The organism is Kitasatospora sp. NPDC127121 (genome assembly GCF_042677305.1).
Lineage (GTDB): Bacteria > Actinomycetota > Actinomycetes > Streptomycetales > Streptomycetaceae > Kitasatospora.
Genome location: NZ_JBHXTQ010000019.1, coordinates 19,358 through 33,427, shown reverse-complemented (window position 1 = coordinate 33,427; position 14,070 = coordinate 19,358). Strand labels below are relative to the sequence as shown.

Annotated in this window: 12 protein-coding genes; 6 read left to right on the top strand and 6 right to left on the bottom strand. The window is 74.0% G+C overall.

Features of this window, described 5'->3' with window-relative positions:
• Positions 1–415 (top strand): hypothetical protein (locus tag ACFVHI_RS12745; RefSeq protein WP_380338482.1); only part of this gene is annotated, 415 nt, incomplete at its 5' end.
• 220 nt (positions 416–635) lie between these two features.
• On the opposite strand, the gene ACFVHI_RS12740 is transcribed toward ACFVHI_RS12745, so the two are convergent.
• Positions 636–809, bottom strand: a complete 174-nt coding sequence (locus ACFVHI_RS12740; protein ID WP_063352486.1) for a CsbD family protein — start codon at positions 807–809, stop codon at positions 636–638.
• A gap of 140 nt (positions 810–949) precedes the next feature.
• On the bottom strand, positions 950–1,789 hold the full coding sequence (locus tag ACFVHI_RS12735; RefSeq protein ID WP_380338479.1) for an SDR family oxidoreductase: 840 nt from the start codon (positions 1,787–1,789) through the stop codon (positions 950–952).
• A gap of 110 nt (positions 1,790–1,899) precedes the next feature.
• Between ACFVHI_RS12735 and ACFVHI_RS12730 the strand changes: the two genes are divergently transcribed.
• Complete coding sequence (locus tag ACFVHI_RS12730; protein WP_063352484.1) at positions 1,900–2,271, top strand: helix-turn-helix domain-containing protein; 372 nt, start codon at positions 1,900–1,902, stop codon at positions 2,269–2,271.
• Positions 2,272–2,452: 181 nt separating this feature from the next.
• The gene (locus tag ACFVHI_RS12725; protein WP_380338475.1) at positions 2,453–3,991 is read left to right on the top strand and encodes a bifunctional phosphatase PAP2/diacylglycerol kinase family protein; all 1,539 of its coding nucleotides are present in this window, start codon (positions 2,453–2,455) and stop codon (positions 3,989–3,991) included.
• A gap of 12 nt (positions 3,992–4,003) precedes the next feature.
• On the opposite strand, the gene ACFVHI_RS12720 is transcribed toward ACFVHI_RS12725, so the two are convergent.
• The 4 genes from ACFVHI_RS12720 to ACFVHI_RS12705 all read right to left on the bottom strand — a co-directional run bounded on the left by ACFVHI_RS12720 (position 4,004) and on the right by ACFVHI_RS12705 (position 11,508).
• Positions 4,004–5,020 carry a YihY/virulence factor BrkB family protein gene (locus ACFVHI_RS12720; RefSeq protein ID WP_380338472.1) on the bottom strand — a complete coding sequence of 339 codons (1,017 nt, stop codon included), beginning with the start codon at positions 5,018–5,020 and terminating at the stop codon, positions 4,004–4,006.
• A gap of 153 nt (positions 5,021–5,173) precedes the next feature.
• The gene (locus ACFVHI_RS12715; RefSeq protein ID WP_063352481.1) at positions 5,174–5,344 is read right to left on the bottom strand and encodes a hypothetical protein; all 171 of its coding nucleotides are present in this window, start codon (positions 5,342–5,344) and stop codon (positions 5,174–5,176) included.
• A gap of 89 nt (positions 5,345–5,433) precedes the next feature.
• Positions 5,434–8,043 carry a SpoIIE family protein phosphatase gene (locus ACFVHI_RS12710; protein WP_380338468.1) on the bottom strand — a complete coding sequence of 870 codons (2,610 nt, stop codon included), beginning with the start codon at positions 8,041–8,043 and terminating at the stop codon, positions 5,434–5,436.
• A 12-nt stretch (positions 8,044–8,055) separates the two neighbouring features.
• Entirely contained in the window at positions 8,056–11,508 is a 3,453-nt protein-coding gene (locus tag ACFVHI_RS12705; RefSeq protein ID WP_380338465.1) for a HAMP domain-containing protein, read from the bottom strand.
• Between the two features lie 348 nt (positions 11,509–11,856).
• Between ACFVHI_RS12705 and ACFVHI_RS12700 the strand changes: the two genes are divergently transcribed.
• From ACFVHI_RS12700 to ACFVHI_RS12690, 3 genes are all read left to right on the top strand, one after another.
• The gene (locus ACFVHI_RS12700; protein ID WP_380338463.1) at positions 11,857–12,801 is read left to right on the top strand and encodes an RNA polymerase sigma factor SigF; all 945 of its coding nucleotides are present in this window, start codon (positions 11,857–11,859) and stop codon (positions 12,799–12,801) included.
• 114 nt (positions 12,802–12,915) lie between these two features.
• Positions 12,916–13,311 (top strand): STAS domain-containing protein, encoded by a 396-nt coding sequence (locus tag ACFVHI_RS12695; protein ID WP_380338460.1) that lies wholly within the window; start codon positions 12,916–12,918, stop codon positions 13,309–13,311.
• 145 nt (positions 13,312–13,456) lie between these two features.
• Positions 13,457–13,936, top strand: a complete 480-nt coding sequence (locus tag ACFVHI_RS12690) for an ATP-binding protein (protein WP_380338457.1) — start codon at positions 13,457–13,459, stop codon at positions 13,934–13,936.
• Positions 13,937–14,070: the final 134 nt, after the last annotated feature.

Below are 14,070 nucleotides of genomic sequence, written 5' to 3'. Positions count from 1 at the left end.
CACTCAGTCCGGCACCATCGCGGTCTATGTGACGTCTGTCAGCGGCAATGTCGTCGGTGCCAGTCAGGGCACGCCGGGTGGTCCTTTCTCTCCCTGGCAGCAGCTTTCGACGGGTGGTGGGTTCGTCGGGAAGCCAGCTGCGCTTCAGGTGCCCAACGGCACGATGGTGGTCTACGCCCGGACTACGGGCGGCACCATTCAGGGCAGCAACCAGAACACCCCGGGCGGACCGTTCGGATCGTGGGTCACGATCGCGGACGCGGGTGACCCCACAGGTGTGGCCAGCGACCCGAGCGTGGTGTTCAGCCAGTTCAACACCATCGCCATCTATGTGACCTCCGCCAACGGCAACGTCGCCGGCAGCAGCCAGGCCACTCCCGGCGGTCCGTTCTCTCCCTGGGGCCAGATCGGCTGATCACACCCCAGCCGCACACCCGCCGCGTGTGCAGGCCGCCACCGCCAGGCCCGAACCCCGAGAGGGTTCGGGCCGACCGGCGCGTGGCGGCCGGGCGTTCTCGCCGGTCACGCGGGACTGCGGCGTCTCCACGGGTTCCTGGGTCCCTCGGGCCGGGGGCGGGGGCCGTTGAGCCGGCCGGGGCGGGGCGGCCGCGCGGGCGCGGCCGCCGTGCGCCGGGTCAGTCCTTTCCGACGTCCTTGATCTTCTCGCCGGCCTGCTTCAGGTCGCTCTTGATCTGTTTGCCCCGGCCCTCGGCCTCGACGACCCGGTCGCCGGTGGCCCGTCCGGCGGCTTCCTTGGCCTTGCCGTGGACCTTCTCGGCCGCGTTGTGCAGCTTGTCCTTGGCACTCATCGGATCACTCCTCTCGGTAGCGGGGGCTCGGTCCGCCCCGGACGGCGTCTGCCCGGGATCGGCGGTTCCACACCCGGAACATCCGGAGTCGGCCGTCGGCCGTGAGCCGGTGTGGTGCGGACGGGGCCGGTTGGGCAGGCTCAGCGGAAGGCGGCGACGTTGCGGGCGGCCCAGGCGGCGAAGGGGCGCGGGGCGGTGCCGAGGACCCGCTGGACGTCCGGGCTGACGCGCAGCTCGGCCGGGTTCGGGGAGCCGAGGATGTCCAGGGTGTCCTGGGCGAGCTCCACCGGCATGCCCTGGGCCATGGCGGCGCCGGCCTCGTCGCGGGTGAGGTCGTGGAACCGTACCGGAGAGCCCAGGGCGGCCGCGATGGCCTGCGCCTGCTGGCGGGGGGTGATCACCTCCGGGCCGGTCAGCTCGTACACGCCGCCGTTGTGCCGGTCCTCCAGCAGGCAGGCCGCCGCGACGTCGGCGATGTCCGCCGGGTCGACGATCGGCACCCCGACGTCGCCGAAGGGCGCGGCGACGACCCGCTGCGCGCGGACGGAGTCGGCCCACCACAGGGCGTTGGAGGCGAAGCCGCCCGGCCGCAGGATGCTCCAGTCCACGCCGGACCCCCGCAGGACGTCCTCCAGTTCGCGCATCGCGATCCGCGTCGGGCCGAAGGGCCTGGTCGCCACGCCTTGCGAGGAGAGCAGGACGATGCGGCGGACCCCGCCGGTCACGGCCTGGCCGATGAGGTCGGCCGGGTTGGCCCCGGCGGCGTGCAGGTCGCCGGACAGCAGCAGGAAGAGCGCCTTCGCCCCGGCCAGCGCGGGTTCGAGGCCGGCCGGCCCGGCCAGGTCGGCCGCCACGTGGCGGACACCGTCCGGCACCGCCGCCGCGTGCCGCGACACCGCCGTCACCTGCTGGCCCGCCTCGGCCAGCGCCCGCGTCAGCGGCCGGCCCACATTGCCGGTAGCCCCGGTCACCACGATCATGGTCAACTCCTCGTTCGACGTCCGCCGTGGCCGCTGTGGCCTCGGTGGTCCTCACGCTAGGAGCCGGGGCTAACCCTTGGTAAGGACATACCTTGACGTAAGCTCAGGACATGGTGGTAGGTGTGCAGCACAGGCAGGGCGAGGCCGGGAAGCGGTATGAGGTGTTTCACACCGACTGCCCCGCGCGCGACGTGGTCGACCACGTGACCAGCAGGTGGGGCATCTGGGTGTTGATCTCCCTGCAGAGCAACGACCTCCGGTTCTACGAGCTGCGCGAGAGCATCCACGGCATCAGCGAGAAGATGCTCGCCCAGACCCTGCGCGCGCTGGTCCAGGACGGCCTGGTCTGGCGGAAGGTCGAGCCGACGACACCGCCCCAGGTCACCTACGGGCTGACCGAGTTCGGTCAGGACCTCGGCGAGCCGCTGGCCGAGCTGTTCAACCGGATCACCCGAGGGCTGCCGCCGCGCGACGCGGGGTAGCGGCGCGGGGTAGCGGCGTGGGACGGCGGCGCGGGACGGCGGCGCGGGGTGGCAGCCACACCGAGCCGCCCTGCTGGGGAGTTCCGGATCCTGCACGCGGCCCGTCACGGCCGGCCGGCCGCCGCGACACACTCCCGGCCTCCTCCCCGGTGTTGTCGCCCGCGCGCCGTAGGTTCGTCGGATGAAGCGACTGAAGACCACACGACTGGACGCCATAGACCGAGCCCTCTTCGACCGTATCGCCGCCGCGCCGCTGCACGGCACCCGCCCCTGGCTGCGGGCGCTGAGCCGGGCCGCCGACCACGGGGTGCTGTGGATGGGCACCGCCGCCGTCCTCGGCGCGGTCGGCGGACGCCGCGGGCGCCGCGCGGCCCTGCGCGGCCTCGGCTCGCTCGCCATCGCCTCGGCCACCGCCAACACCGTCGCCAAGCACGCCACCCGCCGGCCCCGCCCGGTGCTGGACGCCGTCCCGGCCGTGCGTCGGCTGCTGCGCCAGCCCGTCACCACCTCCTTCCCCTCCGGTCACTCCGCGTCCGCGGCCGCCTTCGCCGCCGGTGTGGCGATCGAGTCCCCGCTGCTGGGCGCGGCCGTCGCGCCGGTCGCGGCGGCGGTGGCCCTCTCGCGCGTCTACACCGGCGTGCACTACCCGGGCGACGTCCTGGCCGGTGCGGCCCTGGGTACGGCGGCGGCCGCCGCGACCCTGCACTGGTGGCCGCGCTCGTCCGACGTGCCGCCGCCCGCCGCCCCGGCCGCCTGTCCGGCCCCGGCCCTGCCGCAGGGGAGGGGGCTGTCGGTGGTGGTCAACTCGGGTTCCGGCAGCGGTTCTCCGCTCGCTCCCGCCGCCGAGGACGTGGCCGGGACGCTGCGCGCCCTGCTGCCCGAGGCGGACGTCCGGGTGTGCGGCCCGCAGGACGACCTGGCGAAGACATTGACGGAGGCCGCCGACCGGGCCGCCAGGGCCGGCGGCGCGCTCGGGGTGTGCGGCGGCGACGGCAGCGTCAACCTGGCCGCGGCGCTGGCCGTCGAGCGCGCGCTGCCGCTGGCGGTCTTCCCCGGCGGCACCCTCAACCACTTCGCCCTCGATCTCGGTGCCACCACCCACGAGGCCACCGCCGAGGCCGTCCAGGCCGGCGCCGCCGTCGGCGTGGACCTGGGCCTGGCCGCCGACGACGCCGGCGCCCGGACCTTCGTGAACACCTTCAGCCTCGGCATCTACCCCGAACTCGTCCACCAGCGGGAGAAGTTGGAGAAGCGCATCGGCAAGTGGCCGGCCCTCGCGGTGGCCGTCGCCAAGCTGCTGCCGACCGCCGAACCCGTCACCCTCCACGCCGACGGCCGCCCGCACCGGCTGTGGCTGCTGTTCGCCGGCAACGGGGCGTACGAACCGGCGGGCTTCGCCCCCACCCACCGCGCCGCCCTGGCCGACGGACAGCTCGACGTCCGGGTCGTCGACGGCGGCCGGCCCTTCGCCCGCACCCGCCTGGCCGCCGCCTTCCTGTCCGGCACCCTGGACCGGTCCCAGGTCTACCGGGCCGCCCGGCTGCGCGCCCTGGACCTGGACTCCCTCGGCGACGCCGCCCGCATCGCCGTCGACGGCGAGAGCGTCCCCGCGCGCGGGGCCCTGCGGCTGTCCAAGGCCCCGGCCGGGCTCACCGTGTACCGGCCCGCGACCGCCGCCCCGGCGAGCGAGCTGCACCGCCCGGGCCGGGACGGGCGGTAACCGCAGGGGGTGTCACCGGGCGCCGGGGGAGGACGGGCCGTGCGGGCCGTCCTCCCCGGCCCCGCCGGGCCGCTCCCCGTCGTGGAAGGAGACCTCGACGTGCTGTTCGGGGCGGCGCTCCTCCTGACGGGCGACGGAGGACAGCACCTTCTCGTCGGCGGCGGTGAGCGGCGGCTGCAGGAGGCTGCGGGGCCACAGCCGACGGGCGAGCACCGCGTTGGCCTCGGCGGCGTACACGGTGATCTGCGCGGCCAGGTAGAGCCAGGAGAGCAGGCCGATCACGGTCGCGAAGAAGCCGTAGACCTGGCCCGCGTGGCGCAGTTCGTGGGTCACCAGGAGCGAACCGAACGCCTGGAGGACGGTGAACAGCGGCCCGGCGACGACGCAGCCGGGCAGCAGGGCCCGGGTCGGGATCTCGCGCGGGGTGAGCACCCGGAAGCAGGCCAGGCACAGGGCGGTGTTCAGCAGCGCCGAGACCAGCAGGCCCCCGACCCGGGCGGGCACCCCGCCCAGGGCGCTGCCGACCAGCGAGGCGGCCGCCGTACCCAGCACCAGGCCGGCGGCCAGGACCGTGAACAGCAGCAGGCCGCGCGCCAGCCGGGGCCAGTAGCCGGGCCGCTGCACCCCGGGCACGTTCCAGACCTCGGCCATGGCGTGCTGGAGGACCTGTGTGATGCCGAGCGCCCCGTACAGCAGGCCGAGCGCGCCGATGGCCAGCGCCAGGCCGCTGCCCTGGAGGGAGTGGACGTTCTGGCGCAGCTGGTCGCCGATGATCGGGAAGTCGGCGAGCGCCGAGTTCAGCACCGACTGCTGGGCCCCGGGGTGGCCGTGCAGGACGAAGCCGAGGACGGTGCTGAGCAGGAGCAGCAGCGGGATCAGGGCGACGAAGCCGTAGTAGGTGATCAGGGCGGACAGCAGCCCGCCCCGGTCGTCCCCGTACTTGCGCACGACGCCGATGACGACGGCGGGCACCCGGCGGTGCTGCTGGAAGCGGTCCACGGCGCGCAGGGCCCGTTCGATCGGGTTCATGCCTGGGCGTCTGCCCCGGTCCGCGCCCGCGACACCCGCCGGTTCCGCCCCCCGGGGCGGTGGGGGAGGCGCGCACGCGCGAGCCGCCGCGCGGGGGCTGCGCGGCGGCTCGGGTGCCCCGTCGGCCGGCGACGGGGCCGCACGTACGGCGGGCTACCAGCGGTACCAGCGGCCCCGCCCGCCGGCGGAGGTGGTGCCGCGGGCGAGGAAGCCCAGGAGCCAGACGACGAGGACCGCGAGGGCGACCCACCACAGCACCTTCAGGGCGAAGCCGAAACCGAACAGGAGCAGGGCGAGCAGCAGGACCAGGACCAGGGCGAGCACGGGGACCTCCTCGATCAGGGGACGCGTCGATTCGTCCCTCGGCTGCCCCGGTTCGCCGCGGACATGCGCCGGTCGTGGCCGTCCGACCGCTACCGCACCATCACTCCGACCAGGCAGGTGTCGTCGTCGGTGTCGGCGTTGCTGTAGCGCAGCAGGTGGTCCAGGAGTTCTTCGAGGTTGGCCGAGCCGGTGGTCGACCCGGTGTCCGAGCCGGTGGTTGACCCGGTGCGGGACTCCTCGGCGAGGGCCGTCAGGCTGGTCAGCGACGCCTGGAGGGATTCGTCGCGGCGCTCGATGAGTCCGTCGGTGTACATCACCAGCGTGTCGTCGGCCTCCAGGACGAGCTCGCCCTGCTCGTAGTCGGCGTGGCCGATCGCGCCGAGGAGGATGCCGCCCAGCTGGGGCAGGATGTCCGCCCGCCCGCCACGCAGCAGGACCGGCGGCGGGTGCCCGGCGCGGGCCCACCGCAACCGGCGGGTCGCGGGTTCGTAGAGGCCGCACACCGCGGTGGCCGTGACGTTGTCGGTCAGGTGGTGGGTGACGCTGTTGAGCCAGCTCAGCAGCTGGGCCGGCCCGGCGCCGGTGGCGGCCAGGCCGCGCAGGGCGTTGCGCAGCGCGACCATGCCGGTGGCGGCTTCGATGCCGTGTCCGGAGACGTCGCCCACGCACAGCAGGACGTCTCCCGAGGGCAGGGCGAGGGTGTCGTACCAGTCCCCGCCGACCAGGTGGTCCTTCTCCGCCGGGCGGTAGCGCACGGCGACGCTCAGATCGTGCAGGTCCAGCGGGCCCCGGGTGGGCGGCATGATGGCGTGCTGGAGCTGGAGGGCGAGGCGGCTGCGCTCGGCCGCCTGCTGCTCGCTCTGCGCGAGCTGGTCGCGGGTGGCGGCGAGTGCGACCTCCGTCCAGTGCTGGGCGGAGATGTCCTGGTAGGCGCCGCGGACGGTGCCGAGCCCGCTGCCGGGGTCGTTGCCGAGCCCGCTGCCGGGATCGCGGACGGGCTCCGCGACGACGCGGATGTGGCGGGTGACGCCGTCCGGCCGCTGGAGGCGGAAGGCGGTGGAGGCCGGGCGCTGGTGGTGCAGGAGGGTGCGCAGGAACCGGTCGATGGCGTGGCGGTCGTCCGGGTGGGCGTGGTCGGGGAGCTGGTCGAGGGCCAGGGGCGCGGCGGTGGGCGGCAGCCCGTGCAGTTCGAACACCGTCTCGTTCCAGGCGATCTGCCGGGTCCGCAGGTTCTCCTCGAAACCGCCGATCCGGCCGAGCCGCTGGGCGTGCTGCAGCAGGCGGGCGACGCGCGGGGTGCCGTCGTCGAGGCGCCAGACGACCGCGAGGTGGCTGCCGTGCCGGCTGATGCTCACCTGTGCCCGGGTGGTCAGCGGTACTCCGTCGACCAGGGCGGCGAGGCGCATGTCCTGGGCGCGGAAGGGTTCCCCGGTGGCGAAGACGTGTTCGACCTTGTCGGCCAGGCCGCCCGGTTCGGCCGCCAGCGGGTACGCCTCCAGCAGGCGGGCGCCGGTGAGTACGCCGGTGGGCCGGCCGGCGAAGTCGACGAAGGCCGGGTTGAGGTGGCGGATCACGAACCGGGGCGGGAACTCGTCGCTGTCCGGCGCCGCCCGCAGGATCATGCACGGGTCGAGCAGGCCGTCCGTGAGCTGCCGCAGTTCGCCGAACTGCGCGTCGGCCGGGTCGCAGGCGGCGGGCTCCTGCCCGCTCCAGGACTCCAGCGTGGTGGCGGCCAGCTCGGCGAGCGCCTCGAACTGGCGTTGGAGCGGCTGGGAGCGCTCGGGCAGCGCGTCGGGCCAGCAGATCTCCAGGACGCCGATGAGCCGCCCGCCGACGCCGGCCGGGACGGCGAGCCGGCCGCCGTGGATCTCGTGCTGGCCGATCGAGGGCAGCGAGGCGCCGGCGAGCGTCGGGTAGCCGACCGCCGCGCGCTCGTCCAGGGCACGGCGGGCCGGGGTCGGCACGCCCGGCGGGACGTGGCGCCAGCGGCGTGCCTCCTCCTCGGGGAAACCGGCGCTGCCCGCCAGTGACAGGGAGAGGTCCGGGTGGGCGGCCCAGATGGCGACGGCGGCCGCGCCGAGCGGTCGCAGCACGTGCTCCAGCATGGAACGCGCCGCCGCCGCGGCGTCACCGCTCGCGAGCACGTCCGCCTCGGCACTGCGCAGCCGCACGGCCACCGCTTCGGTGGGGGGAACCGAGGCGTCGGCGACGAACTCGCGGGCGAGGGCGGAGATCTCGTCCGCCGCGGCCTGGTTGACCAGGTCGGCGGCGAGCGCCAGGACCGTCACCCCGGCCTGCTCCGCGAGGCTGTCCAGCTGCCCGGCGGCCTCGGTGGGCCCGCACCGCAGGCGCTCCACCAGCACTCCGACGCCCATCTCGACGACGGCGCGGCCCGCCGCCTGGGCCTGGGTCCGTTCCAGTTCCAGCCTGAGCCGCTCCACCGTGGTGGCGAGCCGGTCGACCGCCGCGGACTCGCCTTCGGAGCGGGCCCGGGCCGCTGCCTGCGCCTCCGCAGCGCGCCGCTGCGCCCCGACCCTCGGCGTGTCGGCGGCCGGACCGGTCGGTGAGGCCGCTGCGGGACGGTCCGTGGCGCGCTGCTCCTGCGGACGGTCCGTGGCGCGCGGCTCCTGCGGATGGTGCACGGCTGTCGGCTCCTGAGCTCTGGACTGTCGGGGTGGGTGCGAGGGGACGCGGGGCATGGGGCAGGGCGACTACCGGGTGAGGTGGTCCCTGATCCTGCCGATCACCTCGTCGGCGTCCACCGGCTTGGTGATGTAGTCGCTGGCTCCCGAGGCCAGGCTCTTCTCCCGGTCGCCGATCATCGCCTTGGCGGTGACCGCGATGATCGGCAGCCCCTCGTGCTCGGGCATGGCGCGGATCGCCGCGGTGGCGGTGTAGCCGTCCATCTCGGGCATCATCACGTCCATCAGGATCACGTCGATCCCGGGGTGCGCGCGGAGGGCTTCGAGCGCGGCGAGCCCGTTTTCGGCCTGGAGGACCCGCATGCCGCGCAGCTCCAGGATGCTGGTGATCGCGAAGAGGTTGCGGTCGTCGTCGTCGACCACCAGCGCGGTGCGACCGGAGAGCACCGGGTCGCCTCCGCGGCCCCGGGCGGGGTTCCCGTCCGCGGGGCGCGCCGGGGGCAGGACGCGCCCGGGCCCGTCGGCGCTCATGTGGAGGGCGATGCGTTCGCGCAGCTCGTCGAGGCTGGAGATGAGCTCCAGCGGCCGTTCCCCCTCCCGGCGGACGGCGTGCTCGTCGCCGGTGGTGACGCCCCGGCTGTTGTGGGCCAGCACCGGGACGGTGTGCAGGGCCGGGTCGCGTTCCATCTCCGCCAGGAGCGTGGCCGCCGCGCTGTCCGGCAGGTCGAGCTCCAGGACGACGCAGTGGTACGGGGCGGTGGCGAGCGCAGTGGCGGCTTCCGGGGCGCCGACCGTGGTGACTATCTCGACCCGGCGCTGCGCGCCGGCGGAGCGGGCGACGTCGGCGACGGCGTTCTCCGCCACCAGGGACAGCAGGCCGTTGGGGCGGCCTTCGACCACGAGCAGGCGCCGCGGCCGGCCGGCGGCGGGAGGCGAGGGGGCCCGCTCCGGCGCCTCGGACGGGCCGGTGCCCCCGGCGCCCAGCGCCTTGCGGGCCCCGTCGGCGCCGGTCTCGGCCAGGTCGGGGCGGGTCGCGGGGACGTAGAGGGTGAAGGTGCTGCCCCGGCCCAGGGTGCTCTCCACCGTGATCGCGCCGCCGAGCAGGTAGGCGATCTCGCGGCTGATGGACAGCCCGAGGCCGGTGCCGCCGTACTTGCGGCTGGTGGTGCCGTCGGCCTGCTGGAAGGCGCCGAAGACGCTCTCCACGTGCTGGGGGGCGATGCCGACTCCGGTGTCGCTCACGTGGAAGGCGAGCACCGGGCCGCCGCGCCGGACGGCGTCGGGCAGGTCGGTCTCGTCGGCGGGCTCGATGCGCAGTTCGACCCGGCCCTGCTCGGTGAACTTGACGGCGTTGGACAGCAGATTGCGCAGCACCTGGCGCAACCGGTAGTCGTCGGTGAGGAGTTCGGCGGGGATCTGCTGGACCGTCCGCACCGTGAAGGCGAGGTTCTTCTGGCTGGTCAGCGGGCGGAAGGTGGCTTCGACGTAGTCGAGCAGCGCGCGCAGCGGCACCGCCTCGATGTTGAGGTCCATCTTTCCGGCCTCGACCTTGGACAGGTCGAGGATGTCGTTGATCAACTGGAGCAGGTCGGAGCCCGCGGAGTGGATGATCCCGGCGTACTCGACCTGCTTGGCGGTCAGGTTGCGGGTGGGGTTCTGGGCGAGCAGCTGGGCGAGGATGAGCAGGCTGTTGAGCGGCGTGCGCAGTTCGTGGCTCATGTTGGCCAGGAACTCCGACTTGTACTTCGAGGCGAGGGACAGCTGGTGGGCGCGCTCCTCCAGTTCCTGGCGGGCCTGTTCGATCTCCAGGTTCTTGGTCTCGATGTCGCGGTTCTGTGCCGCCAGCAGGTCGGCCTTCTCCTCCAGCTCGGCGTTGGAGGCCTGTAATTCGTCCCGGCGTGCCTGCAACTCCTGTGAGCGGACCTGGAGTTCGGCGGTGAGCCGCTGGGACTCGCCGAGCAGCTCGTCGGTGCGGGCGTTGGCGATGATGGTGTTGACGTTGACGCCGATGGTCTCCATGAGCTGGTCGAGGAAGTCCAGGTGGACCTGGGTGAACGGCTGGACGGAGGCCAGTTCGATGACGCCGAGGACCTGGTCCTCGACCACGATGGGCAGCACCACCAGGGACAGCGCCCCGGTGCGGCCGAGGCCGGAGGAGGCGGCCAGGTAGTCCGGCGGCAGGGCGTCGACGGTGATGGCGCGCCGGCTGCGCGCGGCCTGGCCGACGAACGACTCGCCGAGGCGGAAGCGGGTGGGGCGCTCGCCGTCGGGGAAGGCGTAGGAGCCGACCAGCTGGAGCACCGTCCCGACGGGGCTGTCCTCGGCGAGGTAGAAGACGCCGCACTGCGCGCCGACGAGGGGGGCGAGTTCGTCCATGACGGACTCGGCGACGACCCCGAGGTCGCGCCGGCCCTGCATCAGGGCCGAGAAGCTGGCGAGGTTGGTCTTGAGCCAGTCCTGCTCCTCGTTGGCGCGGGTGGTCTCGCGCAGCGACCCGACCATGGCGTTGATGTTGTCCTTGAGGTCGGCGACCTCGCCGGAGGCGTCCACGCTGATCGAGCGGGTGAGGTCGCCGGCGGCGACGGCGCTGGTGACCTCGGCGATGGCGCGGACCTGCCGGGTGAGGTTGCCGGCCAGCTCGTTGACGTTCTCGGTGAGGCGCTTCCAGGTGCCGGAGACGCCCTCCACCTCGGCCTGGCCGCCGAGCCGGCCCTCGGTGCCGACCTCCCGGGCGACCCTGGTCACCTCGTCGGCGAAGGAGGACAGCTGGTCGACCATCGTGTTGATGGTCTCCTTCAGTTCCAGGATCTCGCCGCGCGCGGTGACGGTGATCTTCTGCGACAGGTCCCCGCGTGCGACCGCCGTGGCCACCTGGGCGATCGCGCGGACCTGGCCGGTGAGGTTGCCGGCCATGAAGTTCACCGAGTCCGTGAGGTCGCGCCACGTCCCCGAGACGCCCTTCACGTCGGCCTGGCCGCCCAGGATGCCCTCGGTGCCGACCTCCCGCGCCACCCGGGTCACCTCGCCGGCGAACGAGGACAACTGGTCGACCATCGTGTTGACGGTGTTCTTCAGCTCCAGGATCTCGCCCCGGGCATCGACGGTGATCTTCTGCGACAGGTCCCCCTTGGCCACCGCGGTGGCGACCTGGGCGATGTCCCGCACCTGGGTGGTGAGATTGCCCGCCATCGCGTTGACCGAGTCGGTCAGGTCCTCCCAGGTGCCCGACACCCCGGGCACCTGGGCCTGGCCGCCGAGCCGGCCCTCGGTGCCGACCTCCCGGGCGACCCTGGTCACCTCCGAGGTGAACCGCGACAGTTGGTCGACCATGCCGTTGAACACCGTGGCGATCTCGCCCAGCAGCCCGTCCGCGTCGCCCGGCAGCTTGGTGCTGAAATCGCCGTCGCGCACCGCCGTCAACCCGGCCAGCAGCAGCCGCAGTTCCGGCTCGCCCACCTGCGCGGCGCCCGCCCCCTCGTCCGGGCGGTGCTGTGAGTCGCGGGACGTGGTCGGGCCAGCCATCGAACGTCGCCTCCGTGGAACGCCGGGCCGACTGGCCCGAATCCGGTCGTGGGCACCCCGAAGGACGGGCCGGGGGACCTGGCCGTCGTTCCAGGTGTTGTACCGCCTTCGGAGGCTACCCCAGCCCGCACACCGCCGGACAACGGTTGCCCCCCGGCCGTGCGCCCCGCCCGCCGCCCGCCGCCCGCAGCCCGGACGCGCGTCCGCGCCCCGGACAGGCCGCCGCCCACCTCGGAGCCGTTGCGGGCTTCACGAAACCTCCATGGGGGGCGGCTGCATCGATCCGCCGACACGGGGTACCGGGGGGCAGACCGCGCCGACACGAGAGAGCACGAGAGAGGGAGTCCGATGGCCACGACCACTGGGGAACTGCCCGCCTCCGCCCACCCGTCGACGGGAGGTCCGTCCCGCACGGCCGCTCCTGCCGGAGAGCCCCGGGACCTGCCCTGGCCGGAACTCGCCGACGCCGGAGGGATTCGGGACCTGCTCCCGCCGGAGCTCGCCGACGCCGGTGACCTGCGGGAGATCGCGCCGGCCGACGCGCGCGAGCTCAACAAGGTGCTGCTGCGCCGGCTCCGCACCCTGGAGGAGGGGACGAAGGAGTACTCGTACGTCCGCGCCACCCTGGTCGAGACGAACCTGTCCCTGGTGAGGTTCGCAGTCCGCCGCTTCAACTCGCACCGCGAGCCGCAGGAGGACCTGCTCCAGGTCGGCGCGGTCGGCCTGATCAAGGCCATCGACCGCTTCGACCCCGACCTCGGCGTCGAGTTCACCACCTTCGCCATACCGACCGTCCTCGGCGAGATCCGGCGCCACTTCCGCGACACCACGTGGGCCGTCCACGTGCCACGCCGCCTCCAGGAACTGCGCATCCTCCTGGCCAAGGCGCAGGAACGCCTGTCGCAGGACCTGGACCGGGCCCCCACGGTCGCCGAACTCGCCGAGCACCTCGCGCTCTCCCCCGAGGAGGTCGTCGAAGGGCTGACCGCCGCGAACGCGCACACCGCCGGCTCCCTGGACCTCGGCGGCAGCAACGACGACGACGCCCCCGGCCCCCTGGGCGACCGGCTCGGCGAGGACGACCGGGACCTCGCCCTCGTCGACGACCTGGTGGCGCTCAAGCCGCTCATCGCCGACCTGCCGGAGCGGCAACGGCTCATCCTGTCCATGCGCTTCTGCGAGGACATGACGCAGTCGCAGATCGGCGCCCGCCTCGGGCTGTCCCAGATGCACGTCTCCCGGCTGCTCAGCCGCACCCTGCGGCACCTGCGCGACGGGCTGGAGGACGGCTGAGGACGCGTCGCCGCACGAGCCCCGGGCAGGACCAAGCCGGGCGCACACCCCCGTGTTTGGCAGTCCGGCACAACCTCCGTATGGTCGGAAGGCATGGACATGGAGGAGACGACGATGATGCCATTCGACGACGTTCGGGCGGCCGCCGCGCCGGCAGCGTCCCCGCGCCCCGCGGAACTGGTGGTCGAGACCCGTGCCACGGCCTCCGGTGCGGTGGTGTGCGCCCTCGTGGGCGACCTCGACATCGAGACGCTCGCCTCGGCCGCCAACCTGCTCACCAGCGTGATCGCGCAGCGCCGCGGCGCGGTGGTGATCGACCTCGCCGGGGTGGGCTTCTGCGACTCCTCCGGCCTGAACCTCCTGCTCAAGACCCGCCTCGCGGCGGCGGAGGAGGGGCTGGACCTGCACTTGGCCGCCGTGGCGCCCACCGTCATGCGGGTCCTCGAACTGACCGGCGCGCAGGCGGTGTTCTCCATCCACGACTCGGTCGACGAGGCCCTGGCGGCCTGACCGCCCTGACTCGGGCCGCCAGGGCCTCGGCCCGAGGCCGGCCGACCGCCCCGGCCCCGGTTCGACGCCGGCGCGGGGCATAATCCGAGAACTGCCGGGAAACCGACCGTGCGAGACCGCCGTCGATCCGAAAGGGTGTCCTCACATGACGATGAGCCGGGGAACCCTGGACGGCGACCCGCACCAGCCGGGCCCGGTGCTGCCCGTCGGCGGCCAGCGCAGGCGGCTGACCCTGTCCGGCATCCCCAAACCGGTCGCCCACGCCAGGACCTTCACCGCCCGCGCCCTCGACGACTGGTACGCGTCCGCCGCCGGGCCCGGCGCCGGCGAAGGCACCCTCGCGGACGTCGTCCTGCTGGTGGCGGAACTCGTCGCCAACGCCATGCTCCACGGCGACGGCCCGCTGGAACTGGTCCTGGACGTCACCGGGACCCGCCTGCGGGCCGAGGTCAGCGATCGCAGCCCGACCCTGCCCACCCCGCGCCGCCCGCACAACCCGGCCCTGCCCGGCGGCCACGGCCTGTTCATCGTGGAGCGGACCGCCGACCGGTGGGGCGCCGAACCGCACAGCCACGGGAAGACGATCTGGGCCGAGTTCGACGCCGCGCGGCTGACCCGTAGCTGACCCGCGGCCGACCCGCGGCTGACCCGCGGCGGCGCCTCGCCGGATCGCACCAGTGCGCCGACTTCGTCATCCGCGCCCGGCCGGGGCCGCCACGCCGACTCCGGTTCAGGGGCCCTTGGGGCGGTGGGTGATTG

Coding starts and splice junctions, on each gene's coding strand:
- ACFVHI_RS12740 (WP_063352486.1), bottom strand. CDS start 809: ATGAGTGCCAAGGACAAGCTGCACAACGCGGCCGAGAAGGTCCACGGC.
- ACFVHI_RS12735 (WP_380338479.1), bottom strand. CDS start 1,789: ATGATCGTGGTGACCGGGGCTACCGGCAATGTGGGCCGGCCGCTGACG.
- ACFVHI_RS12730 (WP_063352484.1), top strand. CDS start 1,900: ATGGTGGTAGGTGTGCAGCACAGGCAGGGCGAGGCCGGGAAGCGGTAT.
- ACFVHI_RS12725 (WP_380338475.1), top strand. CDS start 2,453: ATGAAGCGACTGAAGACCACACGACTGGACGCCATAGACCGAGCCCTC.
- ACFVHI_RS12720 (WP_380338472.1), bottom strand. CDS start 5,020: ATGAACCCGATCGAACGGGCCCTGCGCGCCGTGGACCGCTTCCAGCAG.
- ACFVHI_RS12710 (WP_380338468.1), bottom strand. CDS start 8,043: ATGCCCCGCGTCCCCTCGCACCCACCCCGACAGTCCAGAGCTCAGGAG.
- ACFVHI_RS12705 (WP_380338465.1), bottom strand. CDS start 11,508: ATGGCTGGCCCGACCACGTCCCGCGACTCACAGCACCGCCCGGACGAG.
- ACFVHI_RS12700 (WP_380338463.1), top strand. CDS start 11,857: ATGGCCACGACCACTGGGGAACTGCCCGCCTCCGCCCACCCGTCGACG.
- ACFVHI_RS12695 (WP_380338460.1), top strand. CDS start 12,916: ATGATGCCATTCGACGACGTTCGGGCGGCCGCCGCGCCGGCAGCGTCC.
- ACFVHI_RS12690 (WP_380338457.1), top strand. CDS start 13,457: ATGACGATGAGCCGGGGAACCCTGGACGGCGACCCGCACCAGCCGGGC.